We start from the raw sequence: 19,892 nt of genomic DNA, 5'->3' as shown, positions 1-19,892 counted from the left end.
CATATTCCAAAATAAAGGCGAGTCATTAAAAACGACACGCCTTAAAAAAATTATTCAACAGTAACTGATTTCGCCAAGTTTCTCGGCTGATCAACATTCTTGCCTTTACAAACGGCAACATGATAGGCCAACAGCTGAAGTGGCACTGTGGCCACGAGCGGTTCAAGGCATTCCAAAACATCGGGAAGTTCTATGACCTCGTCGGCAATCTTGGAGATGGTGTCGTCGCCGCTAGACACGAGCGCAATCACACGACCCTGACGGGCTTTTATCTCCTGAATATTTGACAATACCTTCTCGTACATTGCATTGTGAGTGGCAATGACGACAACAGGCATATCGGAGTCTATCAGAGCGATAGGTCCATGCTTCATCTCTGCCGCAGGATAACCCTCGGCATGGATGTAGGAAATCTCTTTCAGTTTCAAAGCGCCCTCAAGAGCTACGGGATAGGAATAGCCACGTCCCAAATAAAGGAAATTATGGGCATAAGTGAATGTGCGAGCCAGATCGGCCACTTTGTTGTTGGTCTTCAGCACCTCGCGAATCTTATCGGGTATTTCGTTCAGCCCTTTTACAATCTCCAAATATTCCTTGCGATTAATCGTACCTTTAGCCTCGCCCATGGCAAGTGCCATCATGATGAGCACAGTGACCTGACCGGTAAATGCTTTTGTCGAAGCGACACCAATCTCGGGGCCTACATGGATATAGGTACCTGTGTCGGTGACACGCGGTATCGATGACCCAATGGCATTGCAGACGCCGTAGATAAAAGCGCCCTTTTCCTTAGCCAACTGTACCGCTGCCAGGGTATCGGCCGTCTCACCGCTCTGCGAGATGGCAATGACGACATCGTCCTTGCCTACCACAGGATTGCGGTATCTAAACTCTGAGGCGTATTCAACTTCTACTGGAATGCGACAAAGGCTCTCGATGATTTGCTTACCAATCAGACCGGCATGCCAACTGGTGCCACAGGCCACGATAACGACGCGCTTGGCGCTAAGCAGTTGACGTCTGTAGTCGATCAGTGCCGACAGTGTCACATGAGTACCTTCCACGTTAATACGTCCACGCATGCAGTTTGTTAGACAATCGGGTTGCTCAAAGATTTCCTTCAACATAAAGTGAGGGAAGCCTCCCTTTTCTATCTGTCCGAGGTCCAGGTCTACTTTCTTGACGTTCAGTTCTTGTTCTTCGCCAAGAATGCTGACCACGTGCAGTTCTTCGCCACGACGTATCACTGCGATGTTGCCATCTTCGAGATAGACCACTTTCTGTGTATATTCCACGATAGGACTGGCATCTGAACCCAGGAAGAACTCGTCTTCGCCAATACCTACCACCAGAGGACTTTGCTTGCGTGCTGCAATGATCTGATCGGGATCGTTCTTGTCAAGAACTGCAATGGCATAGGCGCCAATAACCTGGTAAAGTGATACCTGAACGGCTGTGAGAAGATCCAGCTTCTTGTGCTCCTTGACATACTCTATCAACTGTATCAGCACTTCTGTGTCGGTATCGGAAACAAATTTAACGCCTTTAGACACCAACTTAGCCTTCAGCTCTGCATAGTTCTCGATGATACCATTATGGATAATGGCCAGATTGTGGCTCTCAGAATAATGTGGATGGGCATTGCGCGAAGAGGGCTCGCCATGCGTTGCCCAACGTGTATGAGCTATTCCGACAGTGCCACTCACGTTCTTGTCCGCACAATACTCACAAAGATTATCGACTTTACCTTTTGACTTATAGACATTCAGTTCGCCATTATCGTTAATCATTGCTACGCCAGCAGAGTCGTAACCACGATATTCCAAGCGACGCAATCCTTTAATGAGTATTGGATAAGCCTCGCGTTTTCCAAGATATCCTACGATTCCACACATAATGTTCTGTCTTCTCTTTTTATGTTTGTGTTATGTAAAAAGAGATTGAGAATAGAATCTCAATCTCTCATTAACTATTTCTTAAGTATGTTATACAACAACGAAGTCAACGAGATAAGGATAGACGTAGCCGAGAACCAAAGGGAGGTCATGCTACCAACGCTAGAGTTCTGCGCCTTCACTTTGTTAGGAGTCACGTACACCACATCGTTCTGCTGAAGATAGAAGTACGGTGAGTTGATGATGTTGGCATCGGTGAGGTCGAAGGTATGGATAGACTTCTGACCTGTAGAGTCTTCACGAATCAGCTGCACGTTCTTACGCTGACCGTAGATAGTCAAGTCGCCAGCCTGTGCCAGCGCCTCAAGTATTGTGATTTTCTCACGAGACACATTGAATGTACCTGGACGAGCCACCTCACCAAGCACAGAGATTTGGTAGCCTGTCATGCGGACAGTCACGATGGGGTTGACCGAAGCATTGACATAGGGCTTAATCTTATCCTCAATCATGCGCTCTGCCTGCGACTTGGTCAGACCGCCTACATGCAACTGACCGACAATGGGAAAATTGATATTTCCATCGTTGTCCACCAGATAGGTCTGCAGCATAGCCTGAGAGTAAGAGCTGCGCTGACCTACGGTGTAAGGCGTAGGAATGGTCAGGTTGAAAGCTACGACGGCTTCATCGTCGATAGCACTGACGGTGATATTCAGCTGATCCTTAGGCATGATGCGAGCATCATACAGATATTGTGACTGAGATAAATCTACTTTCTGAGAGTTTTGAAAATAGGGAACATCCTTCTGACTACCACAGCCAACAACAAAAAAGGCTGTCATGACGAGGAGAAGAATTTTCTTATATGCTAACATAACGTTGTTTTCTATATAATAATTTCCGTTTGCAAAGGTAGCAAAAAGTTAGCATTTTGGGAGTAATTGATTTGCTATTTTCAAAATTCGTTAATGTTTTTTAACGCATTACATACCCTCTCATTATATTATTGCTATAGTTTACTCGAATAAAAGCGTTGGTTTGGCGTAAACAAAGCGTAAGTTTAACGTAACGAAAGCATAGGTTTGGCGTAACTAAAACACAAGTTTGCCGTAACCAAAGGGGCACTTTAGTTACGGCAAACCTCTAGGCACATGCCGGCTGCTTAATAGAACTTGAAGTAGCGACGTGCGTTATTGTAAGAGATATCCTCTACCATGCGGGCCAGCGTCTCGCGATCGTCGGGCAGCAGGCCACGCTCTACGTCGTTGCCCAGCAGATTGCACAGAATGCGACGGAAATACTCGTGACGAGGATAGCTGAGGAACGAACGTGAGTCGGTGAGCATGCCCACAAAACGACTCAGCAGACCCAGCACCGAGAGGGCGTTCATCTGGCGTACCATGCCGTCCATCTGGTCGTTGAACCACCAACCTGAACCAAACTGGATCTTGCCGGGCTCACCTCCCTGGAAGTTGCCAAGCATAGTGGCAATCACCTCGTTGGCACAAGGATTCAACGTATATAATATGGTACGCGTGAGCTTGTCTTCCATGTTCAACTTGTTGAGGAACTTAGACATGGCTCGGGCTGTGTTGAACTCGCCGATAGAGTCGAAGCCGGTGTCGGGACCAAGGCTGTTGTACATCTTCGTGTTGTTGTCGCGAATAGCGCCATAGTGGAACTGCTGAGTCCAGTCGGACTCGGCATCCATCTCGGCCATGCGCGTCAGGAAACAATTCTTAAACTGACGTACTTCATACTCAGACAACTGCTGTCCACGCAGGGCTTTCTCGAAGATAGTCTCAATCTGCGAGTCGGTGTACTCCTCATCGTAGAACTCCTCGATGCCATGATCGCTGAGCTTGCAGCCCTGAGCAGCAAAGAAGTCGTGACGCTTCTGGAGGGCATCAACCATATCTGCAAAGGTGGTGATGTTGACATCGGCTACCTGGGCCAACTGCTCCACATACTTGGCAAACTCGGGCTTCTCGATGTTCATTGCCTTGTCGGGACGCCAAGCAGGAATCATCAGGGGTTCCTTCTCTGTGCGAACCTTGGCATACTCGATGTGGTTGTGAAGATCATCGACGGGATCGTCGGTGGTACATACACACTCCACATTGTAGTGACGCATCAGTCCGCGTGCTGTGAAGTTGGGATCATTCTGGAGTTTGTCATTGCACTCATCGAAGATCTCACGGGCAGTCTTGGGCGACAATAGTTTCTCGATACCAAAAGCAGTCTTCAGTTCCAGGTGGGTCCAGTGATAAAGCGGATTACGGAAGGTGTAAGGCACCGTCTCGGCCCACTTCTCAAACTTCTCCCAGTCGGTGGTGTCCTTACCCGTGCAATAGCGTTCATCAACGCCATTGGTACGCATTGCACGCCACTTATAGTGGTCACCACCAAGCCACAACTCGGTGATGCTCTTAAACTTATGATCCTTGGCCACCATTTCGGGAATCAAATGACAGTGATAGTCAATGATTGGCATCTTGGCAGCATGGTTGTGATAGAGATCACGAGCTACCTCGTTCTCCAGCACAAAGTCTTTGTCATTGAATTGTTTCATAACGTTAGATAGTTTTTTAGTCTTTAATAATATGTTTGTTTTTAATAGGATTCCTTTTCGTTGGGGAAGTCACCACTCTTCACGTCTGAGACATACTGGCCAATTGCATCGGTCATCACCTCATTCAGATTAGCATAGCGACGCAAGAAACGGGGTGAGAAGCCCTGAGTCATGCCCAGCATATCGGCTACAACGAGAATCTGACCGTCACAACCATTACCGGCACCAATACCGATAGTTGGAACGCTGATCTCGTCGGTCACCTGCTTAGCCAAAGCAGCGGGCACCTTCTCCAGGGTTACGCCAAAACAACCGGCCTCTGCCAGCGCCTTTGCATCAGAAATGAGCTTAGCAGCCTCGCGATCCTCCTTAGCACGAACAGCATAGGTGCCAAACTTATTGATGCTTTGTGGGGTCAGTCCCAGGTGTGCCATCACGGGGATACCAGCATCCAGAATAGCCTTGACGGTATCGAGAATCTCTACACCGCCCTCCATCTTCACGGCATCACAGCCACTCTCCTTCATGATACGAATAGCATTGGTAACACCATCGTGTACTCCGGTCTGATAGCTACCAAAGGGCATGTCGCAAACCACGAGGGCGCGCTTCACAGCATTCACCACCGAACGAGCATGATAAATCATCTGATCCACGGTCATAGGCAGTGTGGTAGAGTTGCCCACCATCACGTTAGAAGCTGAATCGCCTATCAGGATGCCGTCGATACCGGCCTTATCTACTATACCAGCAGTAGTAAAGTCATACGACGTAAGCATCGAAATCTTTTCACCTTTCTGTTTCATCTCGATGAAGCGGTGAGTAGTCACCTTGCGTTCATCTGATACTAAGTATCCTGCCATCTTTCTATACAATAATTAAGCGTTAAATAGTTGAACAAGGCTGTCGTACGACAGTCCTTTATAGTTGGCTATCTGAACATCAGATAGCGGTTTGATTGATTCTTCTGAATTGGTTGTGGTCAAGCCGACTACAAACATATTGGCTGCCCTACCCGATTTGAGCCCATTGAAGCTGTCTTCAAAGACTACACACTCTGAGGGGGCTAAAGAGAAGCGAGCAGCTCCTTTCAAATAGCAATCTGGCGATGGTTTGCTTTCGGCAAAGTCCTCACTCGTCAGAATGGCATCGAAGAGCTGCTGGAATTCCTTTCTGGCGCGAAAGACGCTCTGCATCTTGGGCTGATTAGAACTTGTCACCACGGCTGTCTTTACACCATGAGCACGCAAGTCGGCCACAAAATGTTCGAAGCCTTCTACATACTCGAAAGCCATCTGTGCCTCGAAATCATTGAGGCGTTGAGTAATAACCGCACGCTCTTTCTTCAAGTCCCCACTCCACCAATGCTCGTATATCTGATCCAGTGTCTGACCCTTTATCTCGTGTTCCAATCCTGAATGTTCGGGATGATACAGACGGCACTGTTCTCCCCAGAAAACAGTGTACTGTTTCTCGGTATCAAAAACAACGCCATCAAGGTCAAACAAAGCTGCTTTAATTGCTTTCATCTTAAATTATTTCTTAATCGACTGCAAAATTACAAATAATTAGCGAGATAAAAGCCATATTTGAGAAGATTAACTCAACAACACCTTTACACCAATAGCAATAAGAATAATGCCACCTAACAACTCGGGACGTAAGAAACGGTTTGCTAAATTTCCAAAACGCAAGCCCAATAAATGGCCTACTACGCCAAAAAGGAAAGAGCCAAGACCTATCCAAACCAATGGCACTACTAATGATGTAAGGCTCGTATAGCCCGTTACAGCCAACGAGATGCCAACGGCTAAGGCATCGATACTGGTGGCTACTGCCAGTAGCAACTGGGTGCGAAGCCTGCGGGGATTGAATGTCTGATGCTCCTCAGGCAAGAACGATTCGCGAATCATCTTTCCACCAAGAAAGGCCAATAAGCCAAAGGCAAGCCAATGACCAAAGCTTTCTACATAGCGAGTAAAATGCCCCATCGAAAGCCAGCCAATCAGCGGCATCATAGCTTGGAAGAAGCCGAATAGGAAGCTGATCTGCAAAATCACGCGCCATGACTTGACGCGAAGAATAAAGCCGCTTGCGATGGATACCGTGAAGCAGTCCATCGCAAGCGCTATTGAAAGTAGTATAATATCTAGTAAACTCATCATTACAAAGCTACTGCAGCCTTGTCAATCCACTCATAGATGCATGAGCAAACGCCAAACAACAGGATGCCAATTGTACAGATCGCAAGGCTCCAATTGATAGCTGCACCATTCTTAAAGGTTGGCAGTGGCTCTTCGGTCTTGGTGATATACATTGCTTTTACAATCAGCAGATAGTAGTAGAGCGACACTACCGTATTAATCAAGGCTATAAACACCACAAAGTATGGCCAGAAGGGCGCACTCTCATGACCTCCTACTGCAGCCATGAACACAAAGAACTTTGAGAACATACCTGCAAAAGGAGGAATACCAGCCAATGAGAACAGAGCCAGCGTCATCAGTAGCGACAACTTAGGATTGGTGGCATAGAGTCCATTGTATGCAGCCATATCGGTGCGACCTCCATTACTCTCCTCTACTGCGCTGATAACAGTGAACACAGCCATATTGGCTGCCACATAAACCAGCACGTAGAAGGTCAGGGCGGTCAGGCTCTGTGCAGAGTTGCCAATCACAGCCAACATGATATAACCGGCCTGAGAGATTGACGAGAAGGCCATGAAGCGCTTCAACTCAGTCTGACGGATGGCGAACAGGTTACCCACGGTAATGGTCAGCATGATGACAATCCAAAGCAGAGGCTCCCAATACTCTACCAGACGACCGAACACGTGCATCAAAATGATTGCCAGCGTCAGCGTGGCAGCACCCTTTGATACAACACTCAGATAACCGGTGATTGGGGTTGGTGCACCTTCATAGGTGTCTGCTGTCCAGAAGTGGAACGGAACCAAGGAAATCTTAAAGCCCAAGCCACTGAAGAAGAATACCATACCCATAATAGTGAGTGGTGTCAGCTCAATTGAAGCAGCCATATCGTCGAAGTACAACGTACCCACAGCACCATAGAGGAACGAGATGCCATAGAGCATCACACCGCTCGAGAAGGTTGCTGTGAGGATATACTTGGCTGCAGCCTCGGCCGACTTCTTCTTGTAACGGTCGAAAGCCACCAGACATGCCATAGGCACAGAGGCCATCTCCAGACCCAGGAAAAAGAGCAGGAAATGACCTGCAGACATCATCATGTACATGCCCAACAGCGTAGAAAGCACCAGCATATAGAACTCACCAGAGAGTTTCGTGTTGGAGGCCATCCACTTCTGCGACATAACAACCACGATAAAGGTACCCAGTGTCAGAATGGTCTTCATCACATTAACGATAGGAGAAGACACATACATTCCTCCAAAAGCCGTAGCAGGCTCTGCCAGGAAGCAAGGCACCAGCTGGCACAACAGCAGTGCACCAGTCAGCACGCCAAGCACAAACGTCTTGCGCTCGCTCTTATACAGTGCAAAGTCGGCAAAGAATACCAGCACCAAGGCCAGCATCAGGGTGGCCTCAGGAATCATATTTAAGAATTGTGAATAGTTCATCTTTACTACAGTATTACATTACACCAATTGAACGAAGTATGTTGCCTGCTGCTGGCGAGATCATGTCACTAAACAGGAAGGGGCATACACCCAGACCTGCCACACAGAAGATCAGGCAAACCACTGCAAAACGCTCATCCCATGTAGCATCTGTCAGTTCGAGGTAGTGCTTGTTCTCAACCTCACCATAGAGGATCTTACCTACTACACGCAGGATATAGACTGCTGTCACCACAATAGACATACATGCAATGATAGTAGCAACCATACGGAACGAGGTATCTGGGTCGCCAGCCAAAGGCTTAGCGCCAAACGAACCCACGAAGATGGTCATCTCGGCAATGAAGCCTGAGAAGCCAGGCAGACCCAAGTTGGCCAAACCAGCAATCACATAACCTACAGCCAGGAAAGGCATAATCTTCATCAAACCGGCCAACTCGCGAATGTCACGTGTGTGTGTACGTCCGTAGATCATACCAATCAGCGCAAAGAAGAGGGCTGTCATCAGACCGTGAGACAACATCTGCAGGATAGCACCGGTAACAGCTGTCTGCGACATCATCAGTAGTGCAAAGAGCACCAGTCCACAGTGAGATACTGAAGAATAGGCATTGATGTACTTCAGGTCGGTCTGAACACATGCTGAAAGGGCACCGTAAACCACAGAGATAGTGGTCAAAATCAGGAATATCCATGACAAATCCTGCGCAGCATCAGGCAACAGGTACATGGCGATACGGAAACAGCCATAGCCTCCTAACTTCATCAGCACGCCTGCGTGCAACATGGATACTGCGGTAGGCGCAGAGGCATGACCGTCGGGAGACCATGTGTGGAAGGGGAACAGAGCGCCCAGCACACCGAAACCAATGAAGATGAAGGGGAAGAACACATTCTGAATATCTGGATCGATGTTGTGCATAGCAGCAATCTCGTTGACATTCATTGTGGTATGACCACTGAAGTAGTAAATACCCAGGATGCCAAGGATGAGCAGCGCAGAACCACCCATCAGCATCAAGGTGAGTTTCATAGCTGAGTACTCCTTGCGACCGCTACCCCACACACCAATCAGCAGATACATAGGAATCAGAGCTACCTCGTAGAACATGAACATGGTGAACATGTCTGTGCAGATAAAGAAGCCATACACACCCGTAGAAAGAAGGGTGAACCACAGGAAATACTCCTTGGTCATGGGCTTCAACTGCCAAGAGGCAAAAGTACCGGTGAACACGATGATGCTTGACAAGAGCAGCATAACGACAGAGATGCCGTCCACACCGACGCTATAAGCGATGTTCAGAGGCTCGAACCAAGGTGTCGATGCCACCAGCAACATCTCGTCGGTATTGCCTGCACTACGCTCGCTTACGAAAAAGTAGCAAAGCCATATTGACAGGACCAGCAGAAGTGACGAACCGGTCACCATCACACCACGCACCTGATTGACATTGCGGGCTACCCACAATCCCAAAAGCATCAGGGCTGGAATCAGTACAAATAAACTAAGTATATTCATATCGCTTTAGATGCATAAAAGGATTAATGTTAATGCAACGGTGCCAGTCAGGAACCATACTGCATACTTACGTACGTCACCGCTTTGCCAGCTACGAAGGCTCTCGCCTCCCTCATTGGCACCCCATGCCAGGAAGTTGAACGTACCATCCACAACATGACGGTCGAACCAAGCAATTGGTGTAGAGACACAACGGAAGATAATACGATGAGTCACATACTGCCAAATCTCGTCCTGATAAAAACGCTTATAGGCTGCACGGTGCAACTTGGGGAACGTCTTGTACAGGCGGTCGGCTATAGGCTGACTCTCACCCTTATAAATATAGGTGGCCAGACAAATGCTCAGAATAGCAATCACGGTAGAGGTGGCTGCAATCTGTGTGTTGAAGTGGATGGTGTAGTCGGTACCAGCTGCAGAAACGAAGCTGCCGAACGAACCGCCCCAACCAGCAAAACCAGCGATGGTGGTGTAAACGCCCACACCGACGGTGATCACGCAGAGCACGATCAGAGGCAACGTCATGGTGAGAGGAGCCTCGTGTGGCGTGTGATGCGCATGGGCCTCCTTGTTCTCAGTACCCCAGAAGATGCCATAGTACAGACGGAACATATAGAACGCTGTCATGGCGGCGATACCAGTCATAATCCAACCTACCACGGGGCTGTACTCCATGCAAGCGGTGATAATCTCATCCTTCGAACTGAAGCCTGAGAAGAATGGAATACCGGCGATGGCCAGACAAGAAATCAGGAATGTGATGTGGGTGATAGGCATATACTTACGCAGACCGCCCATCAGCGCCATCTCGTTGCTATGAACAGCATGGATGATGCAACCTGCTCCCAGGAACAAGCAAGCCTTGAACATGGCGTGGGTGAACAGGTGGAACATACCTGCCATGTAACCCAGCTGAGCATGGTTGTCGAGCACTGCACCATGATGACCTGGCAGCGAAACTCCCAGTGCCACCATCATAAAGGCAATCTGAGAAATCGTAGAGAAGGCCAGCACACGCTTGATGTCGCTCTGGGCACAAGCCACAGCAGCTGCATAGAAAGCGGTGATCACGCCCACCCATACCACGATACTCATGGCCTGAGGTGCATATTCAATCCAGAGGGGGAACATACGTGCAATCTGGAACACACCGGCCACAACCATGGTGGCTGCGTGAATCAGGGCAGATACAGGTGTTGGTCCTTCCATGGCGTCTGGCAACCAGATGTGCAGTGGGAACATAGCACTCTTACCAGCACCACCAATAAACATCAATACCAGGGCTGTAGGAATGATGAAACCACCAGCAGCCACGGCCTTAGCAATGTTACCCTCGATGAAGGGAGTTGTGCCCTGCCCCATCACGATATCGCCAGCAAACGAGAAGCTGAACGAATCAGTGAAGTAACCAAAGGTCAGGATACCCACGAGGAAGAACATATCGGCAAAGCGGGTCACGATGAATGCCTTCTTACTGGCAGCAATAGCTGGCTTCAAAGGATAGTAGAAGCCAATGAGCAGGTAAGAAGAAACACCCACCAACTCCCAGAACATATACATCTGGAAGATGTTGGTGGCCAACACAAGACCCAGCATAGACATGGTAAACAGGCTCAGGAATGCGTAGTAGCGCTGAAAGCCTTTCTCGCCATGCATATAGCCAAACGAATAGATGTGAACCATCAACGACACCGTAGAGATAACCACAAGCATCATCACCGAGATAGGATCCAGAAGGATACCCATATCAAAGTGCAGATTACCGAGTGGCAACCAGGTGAAGTTATAAGGTACGATAGTCTGGTAGATACCATTTACACGGTCGGCCGTGAAGTAAGCAAAGGCCGTCCAGTAAGACAGGAGTGTAACCAGCGACAGCGAACAAGTGCCAATCAGTCCGGCAGTCTTGTGCTGCATCTTCATGCCAGCCAGTCCTAACACAAGGAAGGACAGCAGCGGCAGAAGCAGAATCAAATAAGATAATTCGTAGATCATAGCGTTTTATCCTTTCATGTTAGTTATACTTTCCACGCTATCGCTCTTGAAGTTACGATAGACGTTGATAATAATTGCAATTGCCACAGCACTCTCAGCCGCACTGACACCAATCGAGAACAGGGTCATAAAGAAGCCCTCGAACTCGCCAGGGAACAGCAGACGGTTGAATGCAGCAAAGTTGATATCTACGGCATTCAGCACCAGCTCAATAGAAATGAGCATGGCAATCAGGTTGCGACGGGTGACGAAGCCAAACACACCAATAAAGAACAAGAGTGCACTCAGCACAAAATAACATTCTACAGGTACCATAGCTTAATCCTCCTTTTTACGTGAAACAACCAAACCGCCGATGATACATGCCAGCAGGAACACTGAGATAAACTCGAAAGGCAGTACATATTGATACTTATCGCTACCCACCAGTGCATGACCTATCTCTTTCATAGGCACCTCTGTATCGGGCATCATGCCTCCCCACAGAATGAAGTTGTTCTTCAAGAACACCATGACAACGGTGACCAGACTGACCAGCGACACAAGACCGCCCCACAGCATGCGTGAGCACTTGACGCGCTCAACAAGTCCCTGCAGCGTTCTCTTGCTAACCAATTGAATAGCAAACACATATATCATGGTTACGCCACCAGCATAGACAGCTATCTGGGCTGCACCAAGATAAGTATAGTCAAGCAGGAAGTAAAGACCTGCTACGCCAAAGAGCACAAACAACATGAATGTTGCAGCTCGCATGATTCGCTTCGTCATCACGCACAGCAAAGCTGAACCCAAGATGACTACTGCAAGAATGCAAAATACTACTAAATTTGCCATAGTCTTTCTTTACTTCTTTTTCGTGTTAAACTTACCAACCTGCCATTCGGCACCACCATCCTGGATGTTGGGCAGCGAACCGCCCTGATACACTTCCTTGTCCAGGTGGAGCACCAATGCACCTCTGTCGAACGTAGCGTTCTCAAAGTCGTTCGTAAACTCGATAGCATCAAAGTTGCAGGCGTTGGTGCACAACTGACAGAACATACAGTCGCCCAGGTCGTACTGATAGTCGTCGAGCACCTTTTTCTTCTTGCCCGTCTCAGGGTCTTCAGCCATGTGGGCCGTTATCTTGATGGTACCATTAGGGCAAGCCTTCTCACACAGTGTGCAGGCCGTGCATTTGTAGGCACCGTCTTCATTACGTTTAAAGACCAGGCGTCCACGATGACGCTTAGACACGTGGAGCGTTGTCTTACGGTTCTCTGGGTACTGCTCTGTTGACTTGTTGGTCCAGTAGTCCTTGAAGTATTCACCGAGGGTGACCTTCATACCGGTGGCCAACGTCTTGATGCCGTGTCCCAGCTCTCCGAAATATGATTTATTGTTTTCCATTTTGCTACACCTTATTTAATATAAAGACCTAAAGCCACTACGACTGTCATCAGCACCAGGTTGATGAGTGCCATAGGCATCAGATACTTCCACTCCAGCTTCAGTATCTGGTCGATACGCAGACGTGGGAAAGTCCACTTAATCCACATCAGCAGCCATACCAGCAGGAAGGCCTTACCCATGAACCACACGATACCGGGGATGTACTGCATCACCTCGTCGAAGGCCTCTACACCAATCTGGATAGGAGCCCATCCACCCAGGAACACAGTAGCAGCGATACCTGCAATGATAAACAGGTTCAGGAACTCTGCCAGATAGAAGAAGCCGAAGCCCATACCGCTGTATTCGGTGTGGTGACCGGCTGTCAGCTCACTCTCAGCCTCTGCCATGTCGAAGGGGCCACGGTTGGCCTCAGCATTACCAGCAATGAGGAACACCACGAAGGCAATCAGTGCGGGCACATGTCCCTGCACGATGAGCCATCCCCAAGGACCGCTCTGTGCCTCCACGATACCACTCACCTGCATCGTACCTGTCAGGATGACTGCCGTGATCAGACACAGACAGAGTGACATCTCGTAAGAGATCATCTGCACAGCCGAACGCATGGCCGATACCACCGAGTACTTGTTGTTAGAACCCCAACCTGCCAGGAAGATGCCTACCACGCCAATCGAAGAGATGGCTGTGAGCAGGAACACGCCTACGTTGAAGTCCAGGATATGAGCACCGCGGTTCCAGGGCAGGAAGCAGAAAGCACCTACCGAACCGAAGATGACCAGGAAGGGAGCTACGATGTAGAGCAACTTGTCGGCCTTGTCAACGAAGAAAATTTCCTTGATGAGCATCTTCAGTACGTCGGCAACAACCTGCAGCAAGCCCCAAGGACCTACGCGCACCGGACCAATACGGCACTGGAAGTAGGCGCAGACCTTACGCTCCATGAAAATCAGAATCATAGCGATGACCGAGTAGGCACCCAGCACAGCTGCGCCCACGAGCACACACTCAATGAGTATGGCCCAAAAGTCGCCCAGTCCCAACGTCAGCGTCAGCAGGTCGTGGAACCAGGTGGTCACCTGTGAAAAATCGAATATATGTTCCATACTATCTATCAATATCAGGTATAACAATGTCGATGGCAGCGCCAGTGGTCACCAGGTCGGCAATCTTCTGTCCGCGCAGCATCGGATCGAGTGCTCCAACGAGCGAGAGACCCATAGGACGCATCTTCATGCGGTAAGGGCTCTTGTCGCCCTTTGAGTCGAGATAAACACCAAACTCACCGGCAGCACCCTCCACAGAGAAGTACCACTGTCCCTCGGGCACCTTGATGATAGGCTTCTGCTTCACGTAGAAGTCGCCCTCAGGAATATTGTCGATGAGCTGTTCGATGATGTTCAAGCTCTGATACATCTCGTTGATGTGCACCATATAACGACCCATAGAGTCGTTGCTGGTCTCCAGACACTGTTCGAAGTCCACCTTGCCATACATATCGTAGGGGTGGTTCTTGCGCACGTCGTTCTTCCAGCCAGAAGCACGTCCGGCAGGACCTGTCACACCATAGTTGATACAATCCTCTAGCGACATTGGACCCACGTTCTCCAAGCGGTTGTGTGTGATGATGTTATTACCAAACACATCCATATACTCCTGAATCATGGGGCGCAGATACTTAATCAGGTCCTTCACGTTCTTCACGAAGTTAGGATCGATATCGTCTTGCAGACCGCCAATGCGATAGTAGTTCTGAATCAGGCGTCCACCGGTGGTCTCCTCCATCACGTTCAGCACGTGTTCACGGTCGCGCATGCCATAGAGGAAGGCTGTGAGTGCACCCAGGTCCTGAGCACAGCATGAGGTGAACAGCAGGTGGCTGTCCAGTCGCTGCAGCTCGTCCATGATCGTACGGATATAGTGAATACGGTCGGTCAGCTCCACTTCCATGGCCTCTTCGATGACGCCCACCAGAGCGTGGCGCTGCATCATGGCGCAGAGGTAGTTCAGACGGTCGGTCAGGGCCAGTGTCTGTGGGTAGGTCATAGACTCCCACATCTTCTCAATACCACGATGGATATACCCCAAGTGAGGATATACGCGCTTCACGGTCTCACCCTCCAGCACGGTCTGCAGACGCAGCACGCCGTGGGTTGAGGGGTGCTGAGGACCGATGTTCACCACGTAGTCGTCGTTCGTAAACAGGCGGTTCTCCTTCACGTGCAGTTTGCCGTCCTTGTCAAGACTGTACTCCAGTCCGTAGTCGGGCTCCTGGTCGTCCTCCAAGGTGTATTCGTTAGTAGCCTTGAAGTCCTTACGCAGGGGGTAGCCCTGGAAGTCGTTACGCAGGAAGAGGCGACGCATGTCGGGGTGTCCCAGGAACTTAACGCCCAGGAAGTCGAACACCTCGCGCTCCAGCAGGTCAGCACCTTTCCACAGGTTTGTCACCGTGGGAATCACGCTCTCACCATCCACTACCTTGGCAATGGTCTTCACGCTCGTGCGCTCATGCGTGTTCGTATTCTCTAATATATAGACACAGCCCAGGCCTTCCTCGCCAAAGTCTTCGCCGACGATGGTCACCAGGAAGTCGAAGCCCTTCTGGTCTTTCAAGTTCTGCATTTCCTTAGCGAACTTCTCAAAGTCAAATGATAAGAACTCTAATTTCATGCCTGCTCCTCCTTCTTTTCTTTTAATTCTTCTACAAAATCCTGGGGCACATCGGTCACCACGATAGTCTCACGACGATGGTCGCCTAAGCGACGTGCCACGAGCTCCTCATTAGATACGCCCAACTCACGTTCGTCCTTGTTCTGCTTGTGGTTGGCACCGCCAAAGAACTTCTCCACCTTCACCTTACGCTGCAACTGCATCATACCGTAAAGGATAGCCTCTGGACGTGGAGGACAACCTGGGATGAACACATCCACGGGGATGATCTCCTCGATGCCCTTCACTACGTGATAACTGCCTTTGAAGGGACCGCCGCTGATAGCGCAGCCACCTACGGCCACCACATACTTTGGCTCGGCCATCTCGTCGTACAGACGCTTCAGCGCAGGAGCCATCTTATGGGTTATCGTACCAGCACACATGATCAGGTCGGCCTGACGTGGAGAGTTACGCGTCACCTCGAAGCCAAAGCGTGAGAAGTCGTAACGCGAACAACCGCAAGCCATAAACTCGATACCACAGCATGATGTGGCAAAGGTCAGCGACCACAGGGAGTTAGAACGGCCCCAGTTGATCATCTGGTCCAGTGTACCTGTCACCACGTTGACACCGCCCTCATGGAGCTCGTCAACCAGCTTCTCCAGCGACGCGTTGTCTTTGAACTCGTCATAGGGAACAGCCTTGATCTTCGGTTTTCTTACTTCCATTCCAGTGCTCCTTTCCGCCATGCGTATGCCAGGCCTAATACCAATACCAACAGGAAAAAGCCGATAGACAGCAATGCCATCGTACCAAACTCTTTCACCACAACTGCCCATGGATAGAGGAAAATAGTTTCCACATCGAACATGAGGAATAAGATGGCAAACAAATAGTAGCCCACGGTGATGGGAATCCAGCTACTGCCACGCGTAGGAATACCGCACTCAAACGGCTCTCCTTTCACCTTATTATAGGAACGTGGTCCCAATAGCTTTGCCACCACATAGGCGCCTGCCACCAGAGTAATAGCTGTCAAAACGACAGTGATTAACAAAGTGAAATTCATAAAGATATTTTTGTAATAACAATATTGTTCTTTTTCGTTAGCGAGTGCAAAAGTAACAAATAAAACTCAAACAACAACACAATTCAGTAAAAAAGTAAAAATAAAAATAAACGCGCACGCATAAGGAGGGTGACAAAGGGCATAAAACGAAACTTTTTTTGAAAATTATTCGCAGAAAATTTGCAGGTTCAGAAAATTATGCTTACCTTTGCACCCGCATTTGAGCGAGAATGCTTTTCGGAGACCCACAAGGGAACAACCGAGGAAGTTTGGGTGAGTGGCTGAAACCAGCAGTTTGCTAAACTGCCGTACGGGTTCCCGTACCGGGGGTTCGAATCCCCCAGCTTCCGCTCCGAGTCTGGTCGATTCATCTAATGGTTAGGATACAAGATTCTCAATCTTGGCATAGGGGTTCGATTCCCCTATCGACTACCACTTTTTATCAACAACCATGGTCGATTCATCTAATGGTTAGGATACAAGATTCTCAATCTTGGCATAGGGGTTCGATTCCCCTATCGACTACTAAAGACTTCTTTTCGCAAGAAAGGGAGTCTTTTTTTGTTTTGGGACTTTTTCTAGCTTCATTTACTAAAAAGCCCCTAAAGCCATTGACGACCTTAGGGGCTATATGCTTAGAGGGATGAGCTACAATGGTTGCCCTACCCTTTTTGCGTCTTAGAGGTTCAGATCCTTCTTGATGCGCTCTACCTTCTCGTTGGCAGCCTTGGTGCAACGCTCGTAGCAACCGGCACACTTGAAGCTGGGATCCTTGATTTCCAAATAGAACTTAATCTTAGGCTCTGTACCAGAAGGACGCACGCTCACCTTAGTACCATCCTCGCAGAACCACTGCAGCACGTTAGAGGTGTCAGGCATGTCGAGCTTCTCCACGCTGCCGTCGGCCTTCTTAGCCTCCAGCGACTGATAGTCCTTCCACAGACAAACCTTGCTGCCGCCCAACTCCTTGGGAGGATTAGCACGGAAGTCGCTCATCATCTGCTTAATCTCGTCGGCACCGGTCTTACCAGGACGAACCACGTTGATGGTCACCTCACGAGAGAAACCATACTCGGCATAGATGTCCATCAGCAGGTCGTAGAGGGTTTTGCCGTTGTCGCGTGCCCATGCTGCGATCTCGCAGATCAGACAGATAGATGCTGGAGAGTCCTTATCGCGCACCTTGTCGAATGGCAGGAAGCCGAACGACTCTTCACCGCCACCGATGTACTTCTTCTTGCCCTCGTTGACGCGAATCTCGTTGGCAATCCATTTAAAGCCTGTGTAGCAGTCCTTATACTCCACGCCGTTCTTCTTGGCAATCTCAGCAATCACCTCGGTAGTAACGATGGTCTTCACCAGGAACTCGTTGCCCTTCAGCTGACCCAGTTTCTTCTTGTTGGCAATGATATACCAGCAGAACATCATGCAGGTCTGGTTACCGTTCAGAATTTCCCACTCGCCCTTCGCGTTGCGACAAACGATGGCCAGACGGTCGGCATCGGGGTCAGAGGCAATCACCAGGTCGGCATTCAGCTTCGTACCCAGTTTCATACCCAGGGTCATAGCCTCGGCATTCTCGGGGTTAGGCGAAACCACCGTGGGGAAGTTGCCATCGATGACCATCTGCTCGGGCACCACGTGGATGTTCTGGAAGCCCCATGAGCGCAGAGCCATAGGAATGATCACACGACCTGTGCCGTGCATGGGTGAATAGACGATGTTCAGGTCCTTCTGACGCAGGATGACGTTCTGATCTACCATTGCCTCTTTGACAGCCTGGATGTAGTCCCAGTCCATCTCACCGCCGATGGGCACGATGAGGTCCTTGTTACCCTCGAACTTCACGTCCTGGATCTTCACCTTGTTCACCTCGTCGATGATACCCTTATCGTGTGGAGCCAGCACCTGTGCACCGTCGTCCCAGTAGGCCTTGTAGCCGTTGTACTCGCGTGGGTTGTGAGAGGCTGTCACGTTGACACCTGCCTGACATCCCAGCTGACGGATGGCGAAAGAGATCTCGGGTGTAGGACGCAGGCTCTCGAACAGATACACCTTGATGCCATTGGCCGAGAAGATGTCTGCCACGGTCTCTGCGAAGAGGCGACCGTTGTTACGACAGTCGTGACCCACCACCACGGCGCTCTGCTTGCCGGGGAAAGCCTTGTTGATGTAGTTGGCAAAGCCCTGTGTGGCCATGCCTACGATATATTTGTTCATGCGGTTGGTACCTGCACCCATGATGCCGCGCAGGCCGCCCGTACCGAACTCCAGGTTCTGGTAGAACGCATCTATCAAGGCAGACTTATCCTCGGCATCGAGCATAGCCTGTACTTCCTTACGTGTGTCCTCGTCGAAAGCGGGCGACAACCATTCCTTAGCAACTGCCTCGCACTGGGCAATAAGCTGAGCATTATTTTCCATAATTACTATATTTTAGTTGTTGTTGTTAGAATTACATATATATCTGACGGCAAAGATACGAAGATTTCTTCTAACAGCCAAGTCATTCCGTCACTTTTTTCGTCCCAGCGGCTCCACGAACTTCATATTATGCCTGATGGCACGCTGGCGCTTCTTCATGTACTTGCTGGGGTTCTGCGAACTGTACTTACGGGGATTGGGCAGCGTGGCTGCTATCAGCGCACACTGGTTCACGGTGAGGTCTTTGGCGCTACAGCCAAAATGCTCTCTGGCCACGGCTTCTACGCCATAGATGCCATCGCCCGTCTCGATGGAGTTCAGATACACCTCCATGATGCGCTCCTTCGACCAGCACAGCTCTATCAGCACCGTGAAGTAGGTCTCCAGTCCTTTTCTCAGCCACGAGCGTCCGGGCCACAGAAAGACGTTCTTGGCCGTCTGCTGCGAGATGGTCGATGCGCCCAGCTTGTTCTTCTCCGGGTGCTCCATGTTGCGCTTGGCAGCATACTCGATGGCCTTGAAGTCGAAGCCATGATGCTTCAGGAAGTTGGCATCCTCACTGCCCATCACGGCCTGTGACATGTGGGGCGACATCTCCTCCAGCGGCACCCAGTGGTGCTTCAGCTTCAAGTGGTCCTGCTGCGTGAGCCTCAGAACCATCAGCGGGGTGTAGTACACGGGGACAAACCTGAATACTATTACAGCAAGAATCGTGGAGGCAAAGAATGCCACCACGACTCTTATCAATGTTTTTCTTAAGAATT

The 19,892-nt window shown here is 49.6% G+C and carries 18 protein-coding genes and 3 tRNA genes; 3 read left to right on the top strand and 18 right to left on the bottom strand.

Annotation, left to right across the window (positions count from 1 at the left end):
* Positions 1-50: 50 nt before the first annotated feature.
* From glmS to T433_RS0108815, 16 genes are all read right to left on the bottom strand, one after another.
* The gene (gene glmS, locus T433_RS0108890; protein WP_027450005.1) at positions 51-1,895 is read right to left on the bottom strand and encodes a glutamine--fructose-6-phosphate transaminase (isomerizing); all 1,845 of its coding nucleotides are present in this window, start codon (positions 1,893-1,895) and stop codon (positions 51-53) included.
* A 74-nt stretch (positions 1,896-1,969) separates the two neighbouring features.
* Positions 1,970-2,770 carry a polysaccharide biosynthesis/export family protein gene (locus T433_RS0108885; protein ID WP_027450006.1) on the bottom strand — a complete coding sequence of 267 codons (801 nt, stop codon included), beginning with the start codon at positions 2,768-2,770 and terminating at the stop codon, positions 1,970-1,972.
* Between the two features lie 287 nt (positions 2,771-3,057).
* Positions 3,058-4,467 carry a glucuronate isomerase gene (gene uxaC, locus T433_RS0108880; RefSeq protein ID WP_027455550.1) on the bottom strand — a complete coding sequence of 470 codons (1,410 nt, stop codon included), beginning with the start codon at positions 4,465-4,467 and terminating at the stop codon, positions 3,058-3,060.
* 41 nt (positions 4,468-4,508) lie between these two features.
* Positions 4,509-5,330 carry a 3-methyl-2-oxobutanoate hydroxymethyltransferase gene (panB, locus tag T433_RS0108875; protein ID WP_027450008.1) on the bottom strand — a complete coding sequence of 274 codons (822 nt, stop codon included), beginning with the start codon at positions 5,328-5,330 and terminating at the stop codon, positions 4,509-4,511.
* Between the two features lie 15 nt (positions 5,331-5,345).
* Positions 5,346-5,996 carry an HAD family hydrolase gene (locus T433_RS0108870; RefSeq protein WP_027455549.1) on the bottom strand — a complete coding sequence of 217 codons (651 nt, stop codon included), beginning with the start codon at positions 5,994-5,996 and terminating at the stop codon, positions 5,346-5,348.
* Between the two features lie 69 nt (positions 5,997-6,065).
* Positions 6,066-6,629, bottom strand: a complete 564-nt coding sequence (locus T433_RS0108865) for a manganese efflux pump MntP (protein ID WP_027455548.1) — start codon at positions 6,627-6,629, stop codon at positions 6,066-6,068.
* A 2-nt stretch (positions 6,630-6,631) separates the two neighbouring features.
* A complete protein-coding gene (locus tag T433_RS0108860) occupies positions 6,632-8,071 on the bottom strand; it encodes an NADH-quinone oxidoreductase subunit N (RefSeq protein ID WP_027450011.1) in 1,440 nt (479 codons plus the stop codon).
* A 13-nt stretch (positions 8,072-8,084) separates the two neighbouring features.
* Positions 8,085-9,593, bottom strand: coding sequence for a complex I subunit 4 family protein (locus tag T433_RS0108855; RefSeq protein ID WP_027455547.1), 1,509 nt, complete (start codon positions 9,591-9,593; stop codon positions 8,085-8,087).
* 6 nt (positions 9,594-9,599) lie between these two features.
* Positions 9,600-11,588, bottom strand: a complete 1,989-nt coding sequence (gene nuoL / locus T433_RS0108850) for an NADH-quinone oxidoreductase subunit L (protein ID WP_027455546.1) — start codon at positions 11,586-11,588, stop codon at positions 9,600-9,602.
* Between the two features lie 6 nt (positions 11,589-11,594).
* Positions 11,595-11,903, bottom strand: a complete 309-nt coding sequence (gene nuoK, locus T433_RS0108845; RefSeq protein WP_027450014.1) for an NADH-quinone oxidoreductase subunit NuoK — start codon at positions 11,901-11,903, stop codon at positions 11,595-11,597.
* Between the two features lie 3 nt (positions 11,904-11,906).
* Entirely contained in the window at positions 11,907-12,425 is a 519-nt protein-coding gene (locus tag T433_RS0108840) for an NADH-quinone oxidoreductase subunit J family protein (RefSeq protein WP_027455545.1), read from the bottom strand.
* 9 nt (positions 12,426-12,434) lie between these two features.
* Positions 12,435-12,980, bottom strand: coding sequence for a NuoI/complex I 23 kDa subunit family protein (locus tag T433_RS0108835; protein WP_027450016.1), 546 nt, complete (start codon positions 12,978-12,980; stop codon positions 12,435-12,437).
* 11 nt (positions 12,981-12,991) lie between these two features.
* Entirely contained in the window at positions 12,992-14,080 is a 1,089-nt protein-coding gene (nuoH, locus tag T433_RS0108830; protein WP_027450017.1) for an NADH-quinone oxidoreductase subunit NuoH, read from the bottom strand.
* 10 nt (positions 14,081-14,090) lie between these two features.
* Positions 14,091-15,653, bottom strand: coding sequence for an NADH-quinone oxidoreductase subunit D-related protein (locus tag T433_RS0108825; protein ID WP_027455544.1), 1,563 nt, complete (start codon positions 15,651-15,653; stop codon positions 14,091-14,093).
* Positions 15,650-16,363 carry an NADH-quinone oxidoreductase subunit B gene (locus tag T433_RS0108820; RefSeq protein WP_027455543.1) on the bottom strand — a complete coding sequence of 238 codons (714 nt, stop codon included), beginning with the start codon at positions 16,361-16,363 and terminating at the stop codon, positions 15,650-15,652. The genes T433_RS0108825 and T433_RS0108820 overlap by 4 nt, the downstream gene beginning before the upstream one ends.
* Entirely contained in the window at positions 16,354-16,704 is a 351-nt protein-coding gene (locus T433_RS0108815; protein WP_027455542.1) for an NADH-quinone oxidoreductase subunit A, read from the bottom strand. Before T433_RS0108815 ends, T433_RS0108820 begins: the two co-directional genes overlap by 10 nt.
* 263 nt (positions 16,705-16,967) lie before the next feature.
* Here T433_RS0108815 and T433_RS0108810 point away from each other — a divergent pair.
* The 3 genes from T433_RS0108810 (at position 16,968) to T433_RS0108800 (ending at position 17,229) form a co-directional block, all read left to right on the top strand.
* Positions 16,968-17,054: transfer RNA gene (locus T433_RS0108810), tRNA-Ser, on the top strand.
* A 10-nt stretch (positions 17,055-17,064) separates the two neighbouring features.
* Positions 17,065-17,139 (top strand) — tRNA-Glu (locus T433_RS0108805).
* Between the two features lie 18 nt (positions 17,140-17,157).
* Positions 17,158-17,229, top strand: a tRNA-Glu gene (locus tag T433_RS0108800).
* Positions 17,230-17,382: 153 nt separating this feature from the next.
* Here the strand turns inward: T433_RS0108800 and T433_RS0108795 are convergent.
* Positions 17,383-19,128 (bottom strand): phospho-sugar mutase, encoded by a 1,746-nt coding sequence (locus T433_RS0108795; RefSeq protein ID WP_027455541.1) that lies wholly within the window; start codon positions 19,126-19,128, stop codon positions 17,383-17,385.
* A 90-nt stretch (positions 19,129-19,218) separates the two neighbouring features.
* Positions 19,219-19,875 carry a monofunctional biosynthetic peptidoglycan transglycosylase gene (mtgA, locus tag T433_RS15030; protein WP_211249747.1) on the bottom strand — a complete coding sequence of 219 codons (657 nt, stop codon included), beginning with the start codon at positions 19,873-19,875 and terminating at the stop codon, positions 19,219-19,221.
* Between the last annotated feature and the right edge of the window lie 17 nt (positions 19,876-19,892).

The sequence above is a fragment of the Xylanibacter brevis ATCC 19188 genome (assembly GCF_000621725.1).
Classification (GTDB): Bacteria; Bacteroidota; Bacteroidia; order Bacteroidales; family Bacteroidaceae; genus Prevotella; species Prevotella brevis.
This window is presented reverse-complemented; position numbering and strand designations above follow the sequence as displayed.